14 protein-coding genes are annotated in these 19,068 nt (G+C 70.6%); 5 read left to right on the plus strand and 9 right to left on the minus strand.

Annotated elements, in window-relative coordinates:
• Nucleotides 1-47: 47 nt before the first annotated feature.
• Nucleotides 48-1,205: a PucR family transcriptional regulator gene (locus tag ABEA43_RS07545; RefSeq protein WP_345559884.1), complete on the minus strand. Its 1,158-nt coding sequence runs from the start codon at nt 1,203-1,205 to the stop codon at nt 48-50.
• A gap of 105 nt (nt 1,206-1,310) precedes the next feature.
• On the opposite strand from ABEA43_RS07545, the gene ABEA43_RS07550 reads away from it, so the two are divergent.
• Together ABEA43_RS07550 and ABEA43_RS07555 are read left to right on the plus strand one after the other, a co-directional pair.
• Complete coding sequence (locus tag ABEA43_RS07550) at nt 1,311-3,419, plus strand: M6 family metalloprotease domain-containing protein (RefSeq protein WP_345559885.1); 2,109 nt, start codon at nt 1,311-1,313, stop codon at nt 3,417-3,419.
• An 89-nt stretch (nt 3,420-3,508) separates the two neighbouring features.
• Entirely contained in the window at nt 3,509-6,034 is a 2,526-nt protein-coding gene (locus ABEA43_RS07555) for an ATP-binding protein (RefSeq protein ID WP_345559886.1), read from the plus strand.
• A 102-nt stretch (nt 6,035-6,136) separates the two neighbouring features.
• On the opposite strand, the gene ABEA43_RS07560 is transcribed toward ABEA43_RS07555, so the two are convergent.
• Nucleotides 6,137-7,009: a hypothetical protein gene (locus ABEA43_RS07560; RefSeq protein WP_345559887.1), complete on the minus strand. Its 873-nt coding sequence runs from the start codon at nt 7,007-7,009 to the stop codon at nt 6,137-6,139.
• A 64-nt stretch (nt 7,010-7,073) separates the two neighbouring features.
• Between ABEA43_RS07560 and ABEA43_RS07565 the strand changes: the two genes are divergently transcribed.
• Nucleotides 7,074-7,865: a tyrosine-protein phosphatase gene (locus ABEA43_RS07565; RefSeq protein ID WP_345559888.1), complete on the plus strand. Its 792-nt coding sequence runs from the start codon at nt 7,074-7,076 to the stop codon at nt 7,863-7,865.
• A 34-nt stretch (nt 7,866-7,899) separates the two neighbouring features.
• On the opposite strand, the gene ABEA43_RS07570 is transcribed toward ABEA43_RS07565, so the two are convergent.
• Both ABEA43_RS07570 and ABEA43_RS07575 read right to left on the minus strand, forming a co-directional pair.
• On the minus strand, nt 7,900-8,940 hold the full coding sequence (locus ABEA43_RS07570; protein ID WP_345559889.1) for a Gfo/Idh/MocA family oxidoreductase: 1,041 nt from the start codon (nt 8,938-8,940) through the stop codon (nt 7,900-7,902).
• Nucleotides 8,941-9,325: 385 nt separating this feature from the next.
• Nucleotides 9,326-10,225, minus strand: coding sequence for a proteasome assembly chaperone family protein (locus ABEA43_RS07575; RefSeq protein ID WP_345559890.1), 900 nt, complete (start codon nt 10,223-10,225; stop codon nt 9,326-9,328).
• 646 nt (nt 10,226-10,871) lie between these two features.
• Between ABEA43_RS07575 and ABEA43_RS07580 the strand changes: the two genes are divergently transcribed.
• Complete coding sequence (locus tag ABEA43_RS07580; protein WP_345559891.1) at nt 10,872-11,792, plus strand: terpene synthase family protein; 921 nt, start codon at nt 10,872-10,874, stop codon at nt 11,790-11,792.
• Between the two features lie 15 nt (nt 11,793-11,807).
• On the opposite strand, the gene ABEA43_RS07585 is transcribed toward ABEA43_RS07580, so the two are convergent.
• Complete coding sequence (locus ABEA43_RS07585) at nt 11,808-13,928, minus strand: ATP-binding protein (RefSeq protein WP_345559892.1); 2,121 nt, start codon at nt 13,926-13,928, stop codon at nt 11,808-11,810.
• 232 nt (nt 13,929-14,160) lie between these two features.
• On the opposite strand from ABEA43_RS07585, the gene ABEA43_RS07590 reads away from it, so the two are divergent.
• A complete protein-coding gene (locus ABEA43_RS07590) occupies nt 14,161-14,619 on the plus strand; it encodes a GNAT family N-acetyltransferase (RefSeq protein WP_345559893.1) in 459 nt (152 codons plus the stop codon).
• On the opposite strand, the gene ABEA43_RS07595 is transcribed toward ABEA43_RS07590, so the two are convergent.
• The 4 genes from ABEA43_RS07595 to ABEA43_RS07610 form a co-directional block, all read right to left on the minus strand.
• Nucleotides 14,616-15,470, minus strand: a complete 855-nt coding sequence (locus ABEA43_RS07595) for an ABC transporter permease (RefSeq protein ID WP_345559894.1) — start codon at nt 15,468-15,470, stop codon at nt 14,616-14,618. The genes ABEA43_RS07590 and ABEA43_RS07595 overlap by 4 nt on opposite strands.
• Nucleotides 15,467-18,052, minus strand: coding sequence for a CocE/NonD family hydrolase (locus tag ABEA43_RS07600; protein WP_345559895.1), 2,586 nt, complete (start codon nt 18,050-18,052; stop codon nt 15,467-15,469). Before ABEA43_RS07600 ends, ABEA43_RS07595 begins: the two co-directional genes overlap by 4 nt.
• Before the next feature lie 57 nt (nt 18,053-18,109).
• Nucleotides 18,110-18,517 (minus strand): nuclear transport factor 2 family protein, encoded by a 408-nt coding sequence (locus tag ABEA43_RS07605; RefSeq protein ID WP_345559896.1) that lies wholly within the window; start codon nt 18,515-18,517, stop codon nt 18,110-18,112.
• 116 nt (nt 18,518-18,633) lie between these two features.
• On the minus strand, nt 18,634-19,041 hold the full coding sequence (locus ABEA43_RS07610) for a PaaI family thioesterase (protein ID WP_345559897.1): 408 nt from the start codon (nt 19,039-19,041) through the stop codon (nt 18,634-18,636).
• Between the last annotated feature and the right edge of the window lie 27 nt (nt 19,042-19,068).

The raw sequence follows: 19,068 nt of genomic DNA on the forward strand, positions 1-19,068 counted from the left end.
GGATTTTCCCTCTCGGCATTAAACGTGAGCCAGGACAGGTAGCGCAATCAGGACGAATTATGCGAATCCCTCGGCGAGTACCGCCCGGACAGCCGGGCCATCTTGAGACTGAGATGCAGCGCCAGCCGTTCCCCGCCGTCCTTCAGATCGGTGCGCGCGAGCTTCTCCACCCGCTGCAGCCGGTAGTACAGCGACGTGCGGTGCAGCCGCAGCACCCGCGACGTGGCGACCGCGCTGCCCGCCAGGTCCAGGTAGGTCTCCAGCGTCTCCAGCAGCGGCAGGTACTGGGCGTCCGCCAGCAGCCCCTCCAGCCCCGGATGGAGCTCCTGGTCGGGCAGGTGGGTGAGCATCCGGTAGACGCCGAGCTTGGCCCACTCCGCCGTCCGCCCCAGCCCCGGGACGCGGGCGGTCACCTCGGCGGCGTGCCTGGCCTCACGGTACGACTCCGCCGCCTCCGCCAGCACCGGCCTGGACCGCCCGATCCCGACCACCACCGGCACCGGCATGGCCGCGTGCAGCTCGTCGGGGGAGACCGGCGGCCCGGCGGTGAGCAGCACGGCGTGGTCGAAGCGGACCAGGTGCAGCGGATGGTGCCCGCCCAGCCGCCGCCGCAGCGTCAGCAACCCCTGCTCCAGCCCCAGCCGGAGCGTCTCGTCCGGCTCGGCGGCGCAGGGCCTGGCCACCTGTACGGTCACCGGCTGCGCCTGCGGGAACGCCCCCGCCTCGATGAGCTGCGTGGCCGCGTCCCGCTCGCCGAGCAGCAGCCCGGTGACCGCCTCCAGCTCCCGGTGCGAGGCCAGCCCCGTGGCCAGGCTCTCGTGGAACAGGGCCAGTGCGATCGCGGGGGCGGCGGCCGCGGCCTCGGCGACGTGCCCGTCCGACATGGCCGGCTCGGCGTCGATGAACCACAGGAAGCCGAGCAGCCCGTCGGCGTGCCGTACCGGGACGCAGACGCGCGGCAGCAGGCCCAGATGCGGCGCGCCGGGGGTGCGCAGCGGGGCGGCCGCCTCGTGGACGCCCGTGGCGCGCAGCCACTGGCGTACCTCTGGTGAGGTGTGCCGGCGCAGGATCGAGTCGCGGCGTATGTCGTCCATGACGCCGCTCTGCTCGCTGTAGGCCACGACACGTTGCACGCGGTCCTCCAGCAGGAGGGGTCGGCCGAGACGGGCGGCGAGCTCGTCGACAGTCCGCTGCAGATCCGCCACAACACACCTTCACATGGATTTTTCAACATTTGTCGGAAAGGTCGCTACACGTCTTCCCTACAACTGATCGGTGATCTCTGTCAATAACGTCTATACCGTCAATCCGTGAATGCCCCGAAGAAGCTGCTGAAGGGTTTGCTGGCGGCCCTCGTGCTGATCCCGGTGAGCCTGATGGCGACCCCTGCTTCCGCAGCACCCCCCGCTGATCCCGAGTACCCGTGGCGGCAGAACCACTGGCCGCAGACGCAGCCCTGGCAACTCGACGCACCCGTTGACGGCCAGGCGCTGCGCACCCGCCCACCGGGCGGTCTCAAGCCCCTCGACCCGCAGAACTGGGAGAATCCCGACCAGATGACGTGGGCGGACTACAAACGGCCGCCCGGCACGAACTGGAACGACCCTGCCGTCAAGGGCTCGAAGCGCACGTTCAAGGGTGCGCTCGTGCTGCTCGACTATCCCAACCAGGAGTTCGTCGTCACCCAGCCCAAGGGCGCGACGATCTACGCCAACCCGAGCGCCGAGGCCCACGACGTCCCGCGTGATCAGGTCGCGAAGTTCTACCAGGACTTCCTCAACACCCCGAACGACCTCAACAAGGGCCACACCATCCACGAGTACTGGATGGAGGACTCCGGCGGCCGGATCGGCGTGGACCTGACCGGCTTCGGCCCGTACACGATGCCGGGCAAGGACCACGAGTACGCCCTGGAGTCGTCGTTCAACGGCACCTCCTCCTGCCCCGCCGGCGACGTGTGCACCAAGAACCTGCGCACCGACGGCAACGCCGCCTGGCTCGCCGCCGTGGGAGAGGAGACGGCCAAGCAGTTCGACTTCGTCTTCTACCTGAGCGCCGGCCAGGACGAGTCGTCCACCTGGCAGGAGTTCGGGATGATGAAGTTCCCGGCCAAGGAGGCCGTGCCGGACGAGTGGGGCCCGCCGGACCCCGCGCTGCCCAACTGGATCAAGACCCGCTACGTCGAATGGTCCTCCTGGCAGGCCGGCTCCAACTTCTGGCCCAACGCCCGCTTCGGCGTCGACTCGGTGCAGGCCGAGAGCTCCGGCATGGCCGTGTACGCCCACGAGCTGAGCCACATCATGGGCATCGCGGACAACTACAACAATCCGTACGCCGTGCCGGTGCGCAGGGCGTACACCGGGATCTGGGAGATGCTCAGCCGCGGCAGCTTCAACGGGCCGGGCGGCCCGCACTCCCGCTGGCTGATCCCGCCCACCGCGGGCGCGTCCATGGGCGCCCAGCACATGCTCCGCAACAAGATCAAGCTGGGCATGGTGGACGAGCAGAACGTCCTGCGCCTGTCCAGGGAGGCGCTCGACGATTCCGGCCTGGTCACGGCCAAGGTCAAGGCCCGGGTGGTCCAGCCGGGGCAGAGCGAGCTCGCCGGCGTCAACGTCTCCTTCGACACCGGCGACAAGAGCACCTGCGCGCAGACCGACCCGCTCTGCGACGGCGGCGGCTACGAGAACTACACGGTCGAGGTCGTGGACCGCATGGGCAGCGACTCCTTCACCCCCGACTCCGGCGTCCTGCTGGCCAAGACCAAGAACCAGGACAACCCCGCTCCGTTCGAGTGGGTGGTCGACGCCAATCCGCAGGACATCAACATGACCGACTACGTCATGCCCGACGGGACGCAGGTGCCGATCACGATCGGCGACTACCGTCAGCTGTCCGACGCGCTCTTCCACGCCGGGACCGACTCCGGCAGCCAGTACGAGTACGTCGACCAGGCCAACCGCCTGCACTTCTACGTCACCGACGTGAAGCGCGACCGTGACGGCCACCTCTCCTACACGGTCGCGATCCGCTCGCTCGACGGCGCGGGCCCGCAGCGGCGCGGCGTCAAGCTGCTCCCCACGGCCGGCCTCCCGAGCGGCAGGAACGTCTCGACCTGCAAGTTCCCGCTGTTCAACACCGGCAAGGCGGCGCCGGTCCAGGGCCAGCACCCGGAGGACGTCAGCGCCTACCTGAGCTCCGACGTCTACCGGCTCAAGACCGAGGTCCAGGGCAAGGGCTGGAGCGTCCAGACCCCGAACGCGCTGGCCGCGGTGGCCTTCGGCAAGCAGCAGCCGGTGACCGTGAACGCGGTGCGCGAGGCCGGCGGTGACCGGCTGGCCAGGGTGAAGCTCACCGCCACGTCGGAGAGCGACCCCAGCAAGACGATGACGGCCACCTGTCACGTGATCGGCTTGTAGCTGAAGGGATGGGGTACGGCTGGCGCCCGCCGTACCCCATCCGCTTGAATCGGGTCATCGCACGGAGTCATCGCATTGGGGGGCGTTGATTGACAGGCGACAACCTGCCGGACAGGCCGCGGCCACGGCGCAGGATCCGATGGGCCGCGCCCGTCTCCGCCGGGCTGGCGGCGGCGGCCGCGAGCGTGCTGGCGGCGTCCGTGGAATGGGAGATCCCGCCGATCGCCAAGATCGGCGTGACGATGGCGGCGGCCGTCCTCGTGGGACTGACCACCTGGGCCACCACCGAGGGCGGCAGGCCCAAGCGCCAGGTGCGCGCCGATCCCGCCGCGCTCGCGCCCGACCAGTGGCCGCCCGTCCCCGAGCACTTCACCGGGCGCGCGGAGTCGCTCGCCGAGCTGCGTGACGTCTTCGCCGCCCGCCGGAAGTCCTCCGACCTCTCACCGCCGCTCGTCGTCTCCGTGTACGGCCGCGGCGGCGTCGGCAAATCGGCCCTGGTGACCAGGTTCGGGCAGGAGGTGGCCGGCTGGTTCTCCGACGGCAGGCTCTACGCCGACCTGCGCGGCGGCGTGGACGCCCCCGTGCGTCCCGAGGAAGTGCTGATGGGCTTCCTGCGCGCGCTGGACGTCCGCCTGACCACCGACCCAGGAGGGCTCGACGAGTTACGCAAGCTCTGGCTGACCTGGACCAAGGGCCGCAAGATCCTCATCGGCCTCGACAACGCCCACGACGCCGACCAGGTCAAATCGCTGATCCCGGCCGAGGCGGGCTGCGCGGTGCTGGTCACCTCGCGCGCGCCGCTGTTCCTGAACGGCACGCATGACACGCGGCTCGGCGTGTTCAGCGAGGCGCACGGTGTGGAGTTGCTGGCCAGGCTGGCGGGCGGCGCCAGGATCGTCGAGGACCTGAGCTCCGCCAAGGAGATCGTCAAGCTCTGCGACCACCTGCCGCTGGCGATCAACATCTGCGGCGGCCGGCTGGCCACCCGCGAGCAGTGGAGCATGCGCGAGATGGCCGGCCGGCTGGCCGACACCCGCCGCCGCCTCGACGCGCTGGAGCTCGCGCCGACGGTCGACAAGAGCGTGCGCGCCTCCGTGCAGCTCAGCTACGACGACTGCACCGGCGTGCAGCGCCGCCTGCTGCGCCTGCTCAGCTCGCTCACCGCGCCCGACGTGCCCGGCTGGGTGGCCGGCGAGCTGCTCGACGTCTCCGGCCTCGACGGCGCCGACCAGCTCGAAGCCCTCATCGACGCCCAGCTCGCCGAGTGGTCGGGCACCGACCAGACCGGCACCATGCGCTACCGGCTGCACGACCTGGTCCGGGTGTTCGCCACGGAGCTGGCCGAGCAGGACGAGGCGGAGCGCCGCAGGTCCGCCATCGAACGCGTCCTGCACGGCTACCGCCGCCGCGCCGAGGAGGCGGCCCAGAACCGCTGGCCGCAAGACTGGAGCAGGGGCGGGCGCCGGTCCACCGCCGACGGGGAGGTCAAGGCCGGCGACTGGCTCAACGCCGAGCGGCTCACGCTGCTCGCCATGATCAACTTAGCCGGCCAGCTCCAGATGTGGGAGCTGACGTGGGGGCTGGCCAGGGCGTTCTGCTCGCTGTGCCATTCGCTGCGGGCGTACTGGGCCGACTGGGTCTTCGCCGCCGAGCTCGGCTGCGAGGCCGCCACGCGGATCGGCGACCGGCGTTCGCTGGCGATCTCGCTGCTCGACAGCGCCTCCGTGCATGGCGGTCTGGGGCTGCGCGAGCGGGCGCTGGGCGAGGCCGAACGCGCTCTGGAGATCTTCACCGAGCTGGGCGAGTCGTGGTGGGCGGCCCGCTGCATGCGCACGGTCGGGATGACGTTGTTCAGCGACGGGCACCTGGACCGGGCGCAAGACTTCCTGATCGGGGCCATCACCGCGTTCAAGGGCGAGGAGGACCTGTGGTGGATGGCCCGCACCCAGCGCAACCTGGCCGAGATGCGCATGGCAGAGCGGCGGCCGGAGGAGGCCAGGGACCTGCTGGAGGACGCCCTGGAGATCTTCAAGCGCGACGGCAACCGCTACTCCGAGGCCCAGACCCTGCGCGTCTACGGCGAGGTGCTGGCGGCCCAGGCGCGCGGCGAGCACCGGGCGGGCGACCACCGGCTCTCCGCCAACCTCTTCACCAGGGCGGGCTTCAGCCTCGACCGGGCCTCCGAGATGTTCAAGCAGCGCGGGGAGCTGTGGGAGGAGGCCCGCTGCCTGCGCGCGGCGGGCGAGGTCGGCGACCCCGACAACGGGCTGCGCGAGCTCGACTACGTGCGGCGGTCGGAGGAGATCCTGGTCGCGCTGGGCGACTCGTGGGGGGTGGCCCGCACCGCCGTGTCGGCCGGCCGGGCGCTGGCCCGGCTGGGCCGGATCGAGGAGTCGGAGCTGGAGCTGCGGCGGGCGGTGCTCGGCTTCGAGGAGCTGGAGGACCGGTGGTGGATGGCGCGCAGCCTGCGCTACCTCGGGGAGGCGCACCTCGACGCGGGCGGCCCTGGGGCCGCCGTGCCGCCGCTGGAGCAGGCCAGGGACATCTACCGCAGCCTCGGCAACGAGGCCGGCATGCGCAGGACCCTGGAGCTCCTCCGGCGCGCGGCGCCATGACCCGCTGAGTGGGCGGCGCCGTGCCGCGCCGGGCGCCGCCGTGCCGCGCCGGCTGGCGCCGCGCGGCGCCGTGTCGCGCCCGGTGGGCGGTGCCGCGACCCGCTAGGTGAGCGGCGACCTGATCAGCTCGCCGGCCGCCTGCCTGGCCTCCATGATGCTCTCCTCGAACAGCTTGCGCACGTGCGCCGCCTGGTCGGCCAGCTCTCTGATGCGCTCGTACGCCAGCTCGTCCCGCACGGTGTCGGCGATCAGCCGCTGGTACTCGGGGGTCTTGGCGGCCAGCGCCTCCAGCCTCAGGTGCGCGTGGTAGACCTTGTCCGCTTTGAGCACCTGCTTGGCGTACCCCTCCAGATGGCGGATCCGCTGGGACAGCGACGACCAGGCGGCGTCCAGCGCGCTGGTGTAGGGCTTGAACGCGTCCTCCATGCCGGCGGGCAGCTCGCGGGGGATCAGCCGGCCGTGCTCGGCGTGCATGGACGACAGCCGACGCAGCCGATGGGCGATCTGCCAGATCTCCTCCGGCAGCGACACCTGGTTCTCGATCGTGTCGATCAGGCCCGCCCGGTGGACCTTGGAGTGCAAGATCGCCTCGACCGCGTTCTGGGCGCGGCGCAGCAGCATCTGACAGGGATAGTCCAGGTCCTCAGGCAGGATGTAGCGGTCCGCGTGGGTCTGGGCCAGCCGGAGTCTTCGTCTCGTCGCTCGATAGGTGCTGTCCAGGGCCATCCATCGGATCAGCACGATCAGGCCGACCGCCAGGGTCGCGGCGAGCACGCCGCGGAAGTCGGTCAGAACGTAGATCAGCATCAGGAAGCCCGGTAGCACGAAGAGCAGGGCGGGGTTGGTCGTGGTGTCCATTCGCTTGCCGGAACGAGCCAGGCGGAGAAGGTGAGGGCTCGACCGTAGCTCGACCGAGATCTCCGGGGGCAGCGATGGATCGATCACCAGGCGTGGAGGCAGCGCTCGTGGATCCATACGTTCATGCTGCGTTATGAACCTCGAATTCGCTCATATTTGGCGGACATATAGGGTCGTAATAATGAGAGAGCTGACGCGGTGGATCGATCTTGAAGGCGCGGTGAACGTGCGTGACCTGGGCGGACTGCCCACGCACGACGGTGACCGCACCCGTCGCGGGCGGATCTTCCGCTCCGACAATCTCCAGGGGCTCACCCCCGGGGACGTGGCGCTGCTGGTGGGCGAGCTGAGCCTGCGGAACGTGGTGGACCTGCGCTCCAACGCCGAGGTGTCGCTGGAGGGGCCCGGGCCGCTGACCCAGGCGCCGGAGGTGCGGCATCACCACCTGACGCTGTTCGCGGAAGGAGGGCGGCACACCGACGTCGAGGCGGACACCATCGACGGCGACCGGGTGCTGCCCTGGGCCGAGCGCGCGCCGGACGAGGAGCTGCGGGTGACCGGCTTCTACTTCGGCTACCTGCGCGACCGGCCGGACAGCGTGGTGGCCGCGCTGCGGGCGATGGCGCTGGACGACGGGGCCGCGCTGGTGCACTGCGCGGCGGGCAAGGACCGCACGGGCGTGCTGTCGGCGCTGGCGCTCGAACTGGCCGGGGCGACCCGGGAGGCGATCGTCGAGGACTACGTGGCCACGGGTGAGCGGCTGGAGCTGATACTCAAGCGGCTGCGGGGCTCCGACACGTACCGGGGGGATCTGGACTCCCGCCCTGCGGACGACCACCGGCCGCGGGCGCGGTACATCGAGCAGTTCCTCGGCGTCCTCGACGAACGCTTCGGCGGGCCGCTGGGCTGGCTGACGCAACACGGCTGGACGGCCTCCGACACAGCCGCGATGCACACCCGCCTCCGCGACTGAGCGGCTCAGGGCCTGTGGGGCCGGCTGCCGCGGGTCAGCTCAGGTGGACGACGATGCGCTGGGCGGCCGAGAGGTGGGCCGCCTCGATGACGGTCAGCACGTCCACCGCGCTCTCCGGATCCACCGGCGGTGGCGCGCCTTCGCGCAGCGCCGCCGCCACCCCACGGTAGAAGTCCAGGTACGCCCCCGGCTCGGTCCGCACGACCCGCTGGTCGTCCTCGTCCCCGAGCACCCCGAAGCGCTCCTCGACGTCCTCCCCGAACCCTGGAGCGTCCGGCGCCATCCCGGCCCGCAGCCGCTCCTCCTGCACGTCCATCCCATACTTCTGGTACGCCCCCGCCGACCCCAGCACCCGGAACCTGGGCCCGCGCAACGCGGCCAGCGAACTCGCCCACAGATGCGAGCGGCCTCCGTTCGCATGCGTCAGCGCGATGAACGTATCGTCGTCGGAGGCCACCCCCGCCCGCCGGACATCGCTCTCGCAGTAGACCTCGCGCGCCGGGCCGAGCAGGTGCAGGGCCTGGTCGGCGAGGTGGCTGCCGAGATCGTAGAGCAGGCCGCCGATCTCCTCCGCGCCCCCGGTCTCCCGCCAGCCGCCCTTGGGCACCGGCCGCCACCGCTCGAACCTGGACTCCAGCCGCAGCACCTCGCCCAGCAGCCCTTCGCCGGCCAGCCGCCGCACGGTGCGGAAGTCGCCGTCCCAGCGCCGGTTGTGGAACACGGTCAGCATGAGACCCCGCTCCTTGGCCAGCCGGATCAGGCCGCGGCCCTCCTCGGCGGTCCTGGCCAGCGGCTTGTCCACGACAACGGGCAGACCGTGGGTGAGCGCCGAGGCGGCCGCGGTCACGTGCGTCTTGTTGGGCGAGGCGACCACCACGAGGTCGCACCGATCCCAGAGGTCTTCCATATCGGGCACGCCGGTGGCGCCGTACTTCGCGGCCACCTCGGCCTGCCGATCCGCGTTCCTGGTGACGACGGCCGCCAGAGTCAGGCCGGGGGTGGCGTGGATCAGGGGCGCGTGGAAGTACGCCCCCGCGGTGCCGTAGCCGATCAACCCGACGCGGATCTCCCTCATCCGCCCAGGCTATCCCGGCCACCGGTGATCCACTCCGAGGGGCACGACGCGCGTCGCGAACGACCGACTCGCGGAGGGCGCAAGTCACGTCCCCTGCGATCTCCGAGGGCCCACGGTGCGGGTCGTGACGATGGCTCGCGGATTCCCTCCGAGGGCCCACAGCGCGCGTCGTAACGGCGGCCGGCCACTGAAGGGTCAGCAGCCGTGCTCCTGGAAGGCCCTCAGCCCCGTGCGGCGGGTGGCGGGCCGGCCGGGCGCAGCCGTACCGGATGGAAGGTCTTCTGGCCCTGAACGGCGGGCTGCCGCACTGGACGGGAGAGGCCCTGGACGGCGGGCCACACCGAACGGGAGAGGCCCTGAACGAGGAGAGCAGCCGCTGAGTGCGTCAATCGTCGTCGCGTTCGGCGAGGAAGCGCTCGAACTGGGCGGCGAGCTCGTCCCCCGTGGGCATCGGCGTAGTCTCGGCCATCAGGTTCTCGCGGTCGGCGCCCCCCGCGAACGCGTCGTACTGCTGCTCCAGCCCGCTGATCGCCGTGGACAGCTCGGTGGAGGCCTGGATCTGCTCCTCGATCTCCGTCGTCGTGCGCTCGGCCGCGTCGCGCAGCGCGTCCATCGGGAACACCAGCCCCGTCCCCCTCGTCACCGCCTCCAGGCCGGTCACGGCGGCGGTCGGGTATTCGGCCTGCGACAGGTAGTGCGGCACGTGCACCGCGTAGCCCAGCGCGTCGTGCCCCTTCGCCCCCAGCCGGAACTCCAGCAGCGCCGAGACGCTCGCCGGCACCTGGACCCGCCCGAACGCGCTGGTCTGCGAGTTGATCAGCTCCGGACGGCTGGCGTGCATCGTGACGCCGAGCGGCCTGGTGTGCGGGACCGCCATCGGGATCCCGTGCAACGTCACCAGCTTGCTCACCCGCAATCGTTCGACCAGCGCCGCCACGGCCTTGGTGAACAGCTCCCACTCCCGGTCGGGCTCGGGCCCGCTCATCACCAGGAACTGCGTCCCCGTCGAGTCTTTCGCAGCATAAACAGCCAGCTCGGGGCTCTCGCACTCAACCCAGCGGTCGGTGTCGAACGTCATGATGGGCCGCCGCGACCGATAGTCGAGCAGCCGGTCCACGTCGAATGTCGCCACGACCCGGTGCTCCAGCTCGGCCAGCACGTGGCCCAGCGCGAGGCGTCCGGCGCCACCCGCGTCGACGAACCCGTCGAAGTGGTACAGCAACACCGGATCGGGCAGCTCGGGCGCATCGTCTGCGAGCTTGTAGAGGTCCTTCGGGTCGAACACGGTTGGACAGCCTTTCCCTAGGTACTCTTCTCCAGAACCTACGGCGGGTCCGAACGATTCCGTGCACGGCACCCTATCGAGGCACAATAGGGTCCATTGACGGGGACCCGGAGCTGGAAGGGGCCGCCACCACGTCGTTCGGCCTGGCCGGGGCGGGCGGACACCGGCGCGCGCGGCGCGCGTGTGCCGAAGCGGATGTGCCGGCCGGCCTCGCTGACGGCAAAGGTGACACTTTGCTGATGCCGGCGGCTTATTACGGTCACGCTGAGACGGTTCGCCTGCTTGTCACATCCGGTGCCGGTCCCCGCACCGTCAACGGTCGTGGGCGGCCGAGCACGGCGCCGGCGAGCGGCAAGAAGGAGTCTGCCATGGTCAGGGCGTTGCCGGACGCGGCAGCCGGCCCGATGGCCAGGGCGCCGTCAGCGGTGGACACGGCGCGAAAGTGCGCGAATGACCAGCTTATCCAATGCTTTTCGCAATAAGCTTCATAGTATGAAATAAGCATAAAAGCCCTCGACTTCGCCGAGTGTGGCCTTTCGAACAGTCCATCGTCATGCTGGGTGACGTGGCTACTTCTGCGCACTCCTTCAGTAGGCGACCGCTCCACATCCCTCCGCTCCCATGCCCGTTCCCCAACGAGATCAACGTGCACGCCGCGGAGGTCGACGCGGAGAGCCACGCATGGCTGGCCGCCTCAAACATGCTCAACGGCGCCGAGACGATCGAACACTTCCGGCGCTCAAAGATCGGCCTGCTCGCCGCACGGACCAACCCCACCGTGCCGCGTGACAGCCTCCGGCTGATCAACGACTGGTACAACTGGCTCTTCGCGTTCGACGACGCGTTCTGCGAGGGCGAGCTCATGGGACACCGGGCCTCAGCATTGGCCCGTGCCCTGCCGCCGCTCCTGGAGATCCTCGACGGACGCAGGGAGGCCGACCACACCGACACCTTCGGCCTGGCACTCACCGAGATCCTGCACCGGATCTCCGAGGCCGCCACTCCCGCGCAGGTGGACCGCTGGCGGATCACGGTGAAGGAATACCTCTTCGCCCAGATCTGGGAAGCGGCCAACCGCGAGGCCGACCTCATCCCCACCCCAGAGGACTATGTCCTGATGCGCCGCATCACCGGCGCCACCTATACCTGCTTCGCCCTCATCGACGCGGGCGGCGGTTACCGGCTCGAAGCCGAGGAGTGGCACCACCCCGATGTCCGTATGCTGTCCGACCTGGCGTGCGACCTGATCGGATGGGACAACGACCTGCTCTCGTACGCCAAGGAGCGCGGCAACGACAAGGCCAGGCACAACCTCGTGACCGTGCTGGCCACGCACAAGACCGACTCGCTCCAAGAGGCCCTGATCGAGGTCTCCCACATGCACAACGACGCGATCGCGGCGTTCATCGACCGGCGCGCGGCGCTCGACCACTGGGCCACCCTGCCGGTCCGCAAATACGTACGCGGCCTTGAGCACTGGGTGCGCGGGCACATCGCGTTCTCCCTGGGCAGCGCGCGCTACGTGCACGCCTGGCCCGACGACACCCGCTGGTCACAGGCCGGCTGACGGTCCCTTACGGCCTCAGCCCTCGTCCGGGGCGTCCGTCTCGCCGAGCGCGAGATCGGACGCCTCGTCGAGGTCGAGCCGCGCGCCCTCCTCGAAGGCGCTCTTGTAGGCCAGCTCGCCCATCTGCCGCTTGCAGTCCCTGACGCACCCGTCGTGGTCCTCGGTCAGGAACGGCGCGCCCATCTGGGGCAGCCCCGCCGTCCGCCAGTTCTGCTGCAGCGCCCCCAGGAGCTTGGCGGCGCGCGGCAGCTCGCCCAGCGTGGCGAAGATCCGCGCCGTCGTCTCCAGCACGATCAGCGTGCCGAGCGTGTCGTGGAAGTGCCGCTTGATCCGCAGCCCCTCCCTGGCGCTCTGCAACGCCTCGTCGGACCGGCCGTTCGCGAGCCTGGTGGACGACATCATCCACTGCGCGTACGAGCTCACCCACAGCTCGCCGCGCTCCCTGCACACCTGCAGGCAGTCCTGCAGCAGCGACTCGGCCTCGTAGAGCTCGCCCTGCGCGGTCAGCACGATCGACAGCTCGACGATGGCGGGCAGCAGGCCGGGGTTGAGCTCCTTGTTGTCGGTGTTGAACTCGATCGCCACGCCCAGCAGCGCGCTGGCCTTCTGCAGGTCGCCCTGGAGCAGCGCCGCCGTGCCCTGCATCTTGGAGGCCAGGATCACCGCCTTGGAGTCGCCCACCCTGACGGCCTCGGTGCTGCACTGCTCGGCCGCCTGGAGGGCGGCCGTGCTGTCGCCCTGGGCGCTGCGCACGTAGGAGAGCACCCACAGCGCCTTGCACCGCTCCCTGCTGTGCACGGGATTGGCCTGCAGCGCCTTCTCCAGGTAGAGGCGGCCCTCGCGGGCGAACCCGCAGCACACCCACATGAACCACAGCGACGACAGCAGGGTCAGCGCCAGCACCGCCTTGCCCGGCGTCTTGAGTGCGTGCTCCAGCGCCACCCGCACGTTGTCGTGCTCCTGGCGCATCCGGACGAACCAGTAGATCTGCCGCGGCCCCGACCAGGCGTCCTCGCTGCGCTGGGCCAGGCTCAGGTAGTACTCCAGATGCCGCTGGCGCATCTGCTCGGACTGACCGAGCTTGTCGAGCCACTCCTCGCCGTATTCGGCCAGGGTGTCGATCAGCTTGTAGCGGACGCCCGCGTGGTTGCTCCTGATCAGCAGGATCGACTTCTCGACCAGCCCGGTGACCAGATCGGTGATGTCCTCCGACGGCAACCGTCCGTCGGAGCAGACGAACCTGGCCGCGTCGAGCTCGAAGTCGCCCGCGAACACCGACAGCCGCGCCCACAGCAGCCGCTCGGCCGGCTCGCACAGCTCATGGCTCCAGCCGATGGCCGCGCGCAGCGTCTGATGCCGGGGCAGCGCCGTCCGGCTCGCGCCGGCCAGCAGGCTGAACCGGTCGGCCAGCAGCCCGAGGATCTGCTCCACGGACAGGGCCCGCAGGCGCACGGCGGCCAGCTCGATGGCCAGGGGGATGCCGTCGAGCCGGCGGCACAGCTCGGCGACGGCATGGATGTTCTCCTCGTCGAGCACGAAATCGGGCACGCTGGCCCCGGCTCTGGCCGCGAAGAGCTGGACGGACTCGTTGGTGAACAGGTTTTCCGTCGGGTCGTCGCCCGGCACCAGCAGCGGCGGGACCGGCACGACGTGCTCGTACGGCAGGTGCAGCGACTGCCTGCTGGTGGCCAGCACCTTCAGGTTGGGCGCCGCCTCCAGCAGCTCGTGCACCAGCTCGGCGCACCCCTGCAGCAGGTGCTCGCACGTGTCGATGATGAGCAGCATGTCGCGCTCGCCCACCCACTCCGACAGCGACTCCGACTCGGCCCGTGAGGACTGGTCGGCGATGCCGAGCGCGGAGGAGATGGTGTGCTTGACCATGCCCGCGTCCTGCAACCGGGCGAGGTCGGCGAACCAGACGCCGTCGGGATAGAGGGCACGCAGCTGGTGCGCCAGGCGCAGCACCGTTCGCGATTTGCCCACGCCCCCGATGCCGGTGACGGTTACCAGACGGGACTCGCCGAGATGCCGTTTGAGGTTGGCGAGGAGGCGGGTCCGGCCGATGAAGCTGGTGAGCTCCGCCGGTAGATTGCCTTCTCGCCGCCAACCTGACGGGGTGGCCATGAGCAGCCTCACGGGGGGTAGGCAACACCTGCCTACGCATCGTACCGCCGTCACTCCGGCCTGTCCTTGCACCTGCGGACACGGCAGGTATCGGTTTGTCCGCCTGGGTAGCATGTTGTGCGTGAAAGATTTTCTCCCAGAGCAGACAGCGGACGACACGGACGAGGGCTGGGGCGACTGGCGATCTGAGGATCCCGATGCCTTCTACCTGGAGAACAAGCCCCCGCACTGGGGCTGACCAGGAGTGACCCGGCTCCCCGCCCCCGTCCTGCGCGCCGCCGACCCCTCCGACTACGACGCCATAGCGGCCGTGATCGACGACTGGTGGGGGCGCCCGATCCTGGGATCCCTGCCCAGGCTCTTCCTCGATCATTTCCACCGGACGAGCCTGATCGCCGAGGGCCCGTCCGGGATGACGGGCTTCCTGATCGGGTTCATGTCGCCGTCCGCGGCCGGGGAGGCGTACATCCACTTCGTCGGCGTCGACCCGGGCGCGCGGGCCGGCGGCGTCGCCCGCACCCTGTACGAGCGCTTCTTCGACCTGGCCCGCGGCCACGACCGGCACGTCGTGAAGGCCATCACCGCGCAGGTGAACACGACCTCGCAGGCCTTCCACCGGCGCATGGGCTTCACGGTCAGCGAGCCCGTCCCCGGCTACAACGGCCCGGGGACGAGCCTGGTCACCTTCACCCGGACGATCTAGCTCACGACGTCCTTCCTGCGGAACCGGCGGAAGGCGATCGCGAGCAGGATCGCCGCGTACGTGATCGACACCGAGGCGCCCTTGGCCATGCCGCTCCAGTCCAGCTCGGGGGCCAGGGCGTCCGTCCACGCGTTGTTCCAGAACGTGGGCAGGAACTCGCGCAGCACGCCCAGGGCCTCGACCGCCTGCAGGATGTTGCAGACGATCCAGAGCCCGACCGCGCCGCCGACCGCGCCCAGCGGGGAGTCGGTCATGGTCGAGACGAGGAACGCCAGCGCGGCCACGACGAGCTGGCTGACCAGGGCGTACCCGATGACGATCCCGAAGCGCGGCAGCACGTCGAACGCCGGGATCGTCTCGCCGGTGACGGGCACCTGGATGTCGTTCCAGCCGAACGCCAGCGTGCCCGCCAGCAGCGCCATCACCGGCAGGCAGATCACCGCCGCGGCCGAGTAGCCGAGCGCCACGATCAGCTTCTGCCGCAGCAGGCGGTCCCGCGGGATCGGGGCGGCCAGCAGGTAGCGCAGCGACGACCAGTTGGCCTCGCTGGCCACGGTGTCGCCGCAGAACAGCGCGACCGCCACCACCAGCAGGAAGCTGGCCGACACCGACAGGGCGAAGGCGGCGAAGTTCAGGCCGCTCTCCGTCGCCAGGTCGGAGATGCGCAGCGACTGGGTCGGCGCGTTCGACTGCGGCCCGAACTGGAACGCGATCACCAGGATCCACGGCAGCGCCAGCAGCAGCCCGAACATGACCATCGTCCGGCGCCGCTTGAACTGCCTGACGATCTCCACGCGCAGCGGCAGCGTATGGCGGGGCGCGTAGCCCGGCGCGGCGGTCGCGGTGGTCATGATCGGTCTCCGATGAGGTCGAGGAACACGTCTTCCAGGCGCGGCCCGTGCCCGTTCGTCGTGGCGGCCGAGCTGAGCAGCAAGGACACCGGCCCGGTCGAGACCAGCTTGCCCCGGTGCATGACCACCACGTGGCTGCAGGTCTGCTCCACCTCCGCCAGCATGTGGCTGGAGACGATCACGGTGCGGCCGTCGTCCGCGTAGCGCTTGAGCACTTCGCGCATCTCCCTGATCTGGGGTGGGTCGAGGCCGTTCGTGGGCTCGTCGAGCACGAGCAGGTCGGGCAGCCCGAGCATGGCCTGGGCGATGGCGAGCCGCTGGCGCATGCCCTGCGAGTAGGTCCGTACGGCCCGCTCCAGGGCCTTGCCGAGGCCCGCGATCTCCAGCGCCTCGTCGAAGCGGGCGTCGGCGGCGGGCCGTCCGGTGGCGGCCCAGTAGAGCTCGAGGTTGTCGCGCCCGGACAGGTGCGGCAGGAAGCCGGGCCCCTCGACGAACGACCCGAGCCTGGACAGCACCGGCGCCCCCGGCGTCACGCGGTCGCCGAAGATCCGGATCTCGCCGCCGTCCGGCCGGATGAGGCCCATCATCATCCGCATCGTGGTCGTCTTGCCGGCGCCGTTCGGGCCGAGCAGGCCGAGGACCTGGCCGCGCTCGACGCGGAACGACAGCCCGTCGACGGCCAGCTCCCCGTTCCTGTACGCCTTCGTCAGCCCGCTGATCTCCAGCGGCACGTCCGGGTCGCCCGAGCCGTCCGCGGACTCGGCCCTGGTCCGCGTGCGGCCCGTCACCAGCAGGCCGGCCGCGATCACCACGGCGGCCAGCGGCATGGCCCACACCCACCACGCCACCCCGGTCGGCGGCGCGGCCAGCGTGCGCACCGTGGGCACGGCGAGCGCGGGGGCGGCCAGCGAGACCTGGTACGCGGCCGGCTCGGCGGGCGTCGCGAACCCCATGTCGGTCGTGGTCACGACCAGCCGGAGCCGGTGGCCGACGGCGAAGCGGTAGTCCACGGCCGGCAGCGTGATCGTGGCCTGGGCGCTGCCCGCGCCCTCGGGGATCGTCACCCGGATCGGCGACACCTGGCCGCCGGGCAGGGCGGGCAGCTGGGCGCTTTCGGCCACGTCGTACAGTTTCGCGAACAGGGTGGCCTCGCCCTTGCCCGACACCTTGATCGTGGCGGTGGCCGAGCCGGTGAGCTGCAGCGGCTCGGTGAGCGGCGGCGACTCGAACGCGGCGCTCTGGCCCGGCATGTCGATCGAGACCCCGCCGGCGGTCTGACCGCCGCCGAGCAGGCCGCCGATGCCGGGAACCGTCGAGATGGAGGCCGGCGCGCCGCCCGGCGGGTTGACGATGTTCTGCTCGGGGCCGCTGAGCGGCACGGAGGTCGTGCCGGTGCCCGCGAGGCCCGGATAGGAGGCGGCCTCGGGGTGCAGGCGGATGCGCTGGCGGGTGCCCGGGTCGCGGCCGCCGTCACGCGTCACGGTGAACGCGCTGACCTGCGCCGCCGAGCTGTCGCCCTTCAGGTAGCGGGCGAACCAGGCCGCGGACTGGTCGTACACCCAGTCGGCCTCGCCGTTGCCGCCGTCGTGACCGCCGTCGAACCAGGCCAGGCTGACCGGGGTGCCGGCGGCGGCGATAGCTTTGGCGTTGGCGTCGGCGTGGCCGAGCGGGAACAACGAGTCCCGCTGGCCCTGGATGAGCAGGGTGGGGGCCTTGATCTGACCGGCCACGGTGATCGGGCTCGACTTGCGCAGCAGGGCGACGGCCTCGGGCGTGGCCTTGCCGTCCTTGGCGACCTGCTGGTAGATGTCGCAGATCGCGGGCAGGAACCTGCCGCACCGCGCCTGCTCGGCGGTCAGCGGCCCGGCGGCCTGCCGCTCGGCCTGCTGGGCGAAGCTGTCCAGCGAGACGCCCTGGCCGAAGAAGATGCCCGCCCACATGCGCTTGAAGACGCCGCTCTCGACGCCCTGGCCGAGTGCGGGCACGGCGGCGCTCCGCGCTCCCTGGCCGCCGGCGGCCGGGACCGCGGCGTTGTTGGGGAAGAGCGCGTCGGCCAGGTCGGCCCAGGTGATCTGCGGGACGATCGCGTCGACCCGCTGGTCGAAGGCGGCCGTCATCAGGGCGATCGCGCCGCCGTACGAGCCGCCGGCGATGCCCACGCGCGGGTCGCCTGCGCCGTCGAGCTGGACCTCCGGCCGCTTGGCCAGCCAGTCGATGAGCTGCTTGACGTCCTTGACCTCGTAGTCGGGTGAGTTGAGCGCGATCTCGCCGGTCGAGCGCCCGAACCCGCGGGCCGACCAGGTCAGCACGGCGTAGCCGTCCTGGGCGAGGCGGATCGCCTGCTGCCGCATGCTCTGCTTGCTGCCGCCGAAACCGTGGGCGAGCAGCACGACAGGCGCCTTCCCGCCATCGGGTGGCGGGAAGAACGTCGCATCGAGCTCGACCCTCTGGTCGTCGGCTGGTCCGTCGACGACGGTTATCTTCTGGTCCTGGCCCCGCACATCAGCATCCGACGGCCACACCAGCCACGTCGTCACCCCGATGAGCACGAGCGCCACCACCAGTGCGGCCACACGCTTCATGACCGCGAGCTTACTTTCAGCACCTGAGAGATCCCTGAGACGGCGCTCCCGCCGTGATCACCCTGCGACGGCGAGTGCCACGCTCAGGCTGTCCTCGTAGATGTGGTAGCGCGTGATCAGGCCGTCCTCGACCGTGAGGTGCAGCGCGAACGCGGAGGTGTAGGCCACGCCGGTGGCCCTGGCGGTCTGCGCGATCGTCCCGAACACGACGGCGTCGGCCCCGTCCACCAGGACGCGGGTCACCGAGGTGCCGTTCAGCTCGGGCACGTGGTGCTCGTCCAGCAGGCGGAAGTGCTCGCCCACGTCCTTGCGGCCCGTCCTGGCGCGGATCCACGGCGCAGCCGGGTGCCCCTCGGCGGGCCAGTCGAGCTGCCAGTCGATCTGGTCCGCGAACAGCTCCGCGATCCGGTCGTAGTCGCCCTCGCCCATCCGGCGCAGCAGTTCCTGCACGATGTCCCGCGTCATGATCGTCCCCGAGAAGTGTCGTCCGTTTCGTTCCGGTGAGCAGCCTGCCGCGAATCGGGCACCGTGGCGATTACCTGAGAGATAAAGGGCCGCCCTACCTGCGCGGACGTGCGGCCTCAGCCGAGGATGGCGTAGACCGTCGAGGCGCGGGCGGCCGGCTCGGAGCCGTTCTCGGCCGTGAGGGTGATCTCGGAGAAGGCCAGCGTGCGGCCCAGCTTCGTGATGCGGACGTCGATCAGCACGTCCTTGCCTGCCACCGGCCGCTGGAACGTGGTCGACTGCTGCACCGTGGTCATCGGCACGAAGCCGCCGCGCGCCGCCGAGATGGCGATGACCGTGGCGGTGTCGGCGGCGGCCATCATCGCCTGGCCGGACAGCCCGCCGCCCTCCCTGGCCAGGTCGTCCGACCACGGGAGCCGGACGATCGCGTGGCGCTCGCCCACCTCCTCCACGCGCAGCCCGAGCCGCTGGACCCAGGGGGCGAAGTATTCGCGAAGAATCGCCTCTGCGTCTTCTGGAGTCACCCGCCCATCATGCACGCTGGAACGGGC

The sequence above is a fragment of the Nonomuraea rosea genome, from assembly GCF_039539705.1.
GTDB lineage: Bacteria > Actinomycetota > Actinomycetes > Streptosporangiales > Streptosporangiaceae > Nonomuraea > Nonomuraea rosea.

What these genes read in the sequence shown, in the direction of transcription:
- ABEA43_RS07560 (WP_345559887.1), bottom strand. Translation starts at nt 7,009, where the DNA reads ATGGATCCACGAGCGCTGCCTCCACGCCTGGTGATCGATCCATCGCTG.
- ABEA43_RS07565 (WP_345559888.1), top strand. Translation starts at nt 7,074, where the DNA reads ATGAGAGAGCTGACGCGGTGGATCGATCTTGAAGGCGCGGTGAACGTG.
- ABEA43_RS07570 (WP_345559889.1), bottom strand. Translation starts at nt 8,940, where the DNA reads ATGAGGGAGATCCGCGTCGGGTTGATCGGCTACGGCACCGCGGGGGCG.
- ABEA43_RS07595 (WP_345559894.1), bottom strand. Translation starts at nt 15,470, where the DNA reads ATGACCACCGCGACCGCCGCGCCGGGCTACGCGCCCCGCCATACGCTG.
- ABEA43_RS07600 (WP_345559895.1), bottom strand. Translation starts at nt 18,052, where the DNA reads ATGAAGCGTGTGGCCGCACTGGTGGTGGCGCTCGTGCTCATCGGGGTG.
- ABEA43_RS07605 (WP_345559896.1), bottom strand. Translation starts at nt 18,517, where the DNA reads ATGACGCGGGACATCGTGCAGGAACTGCTGCGCCGGATGGGCGAGGGC.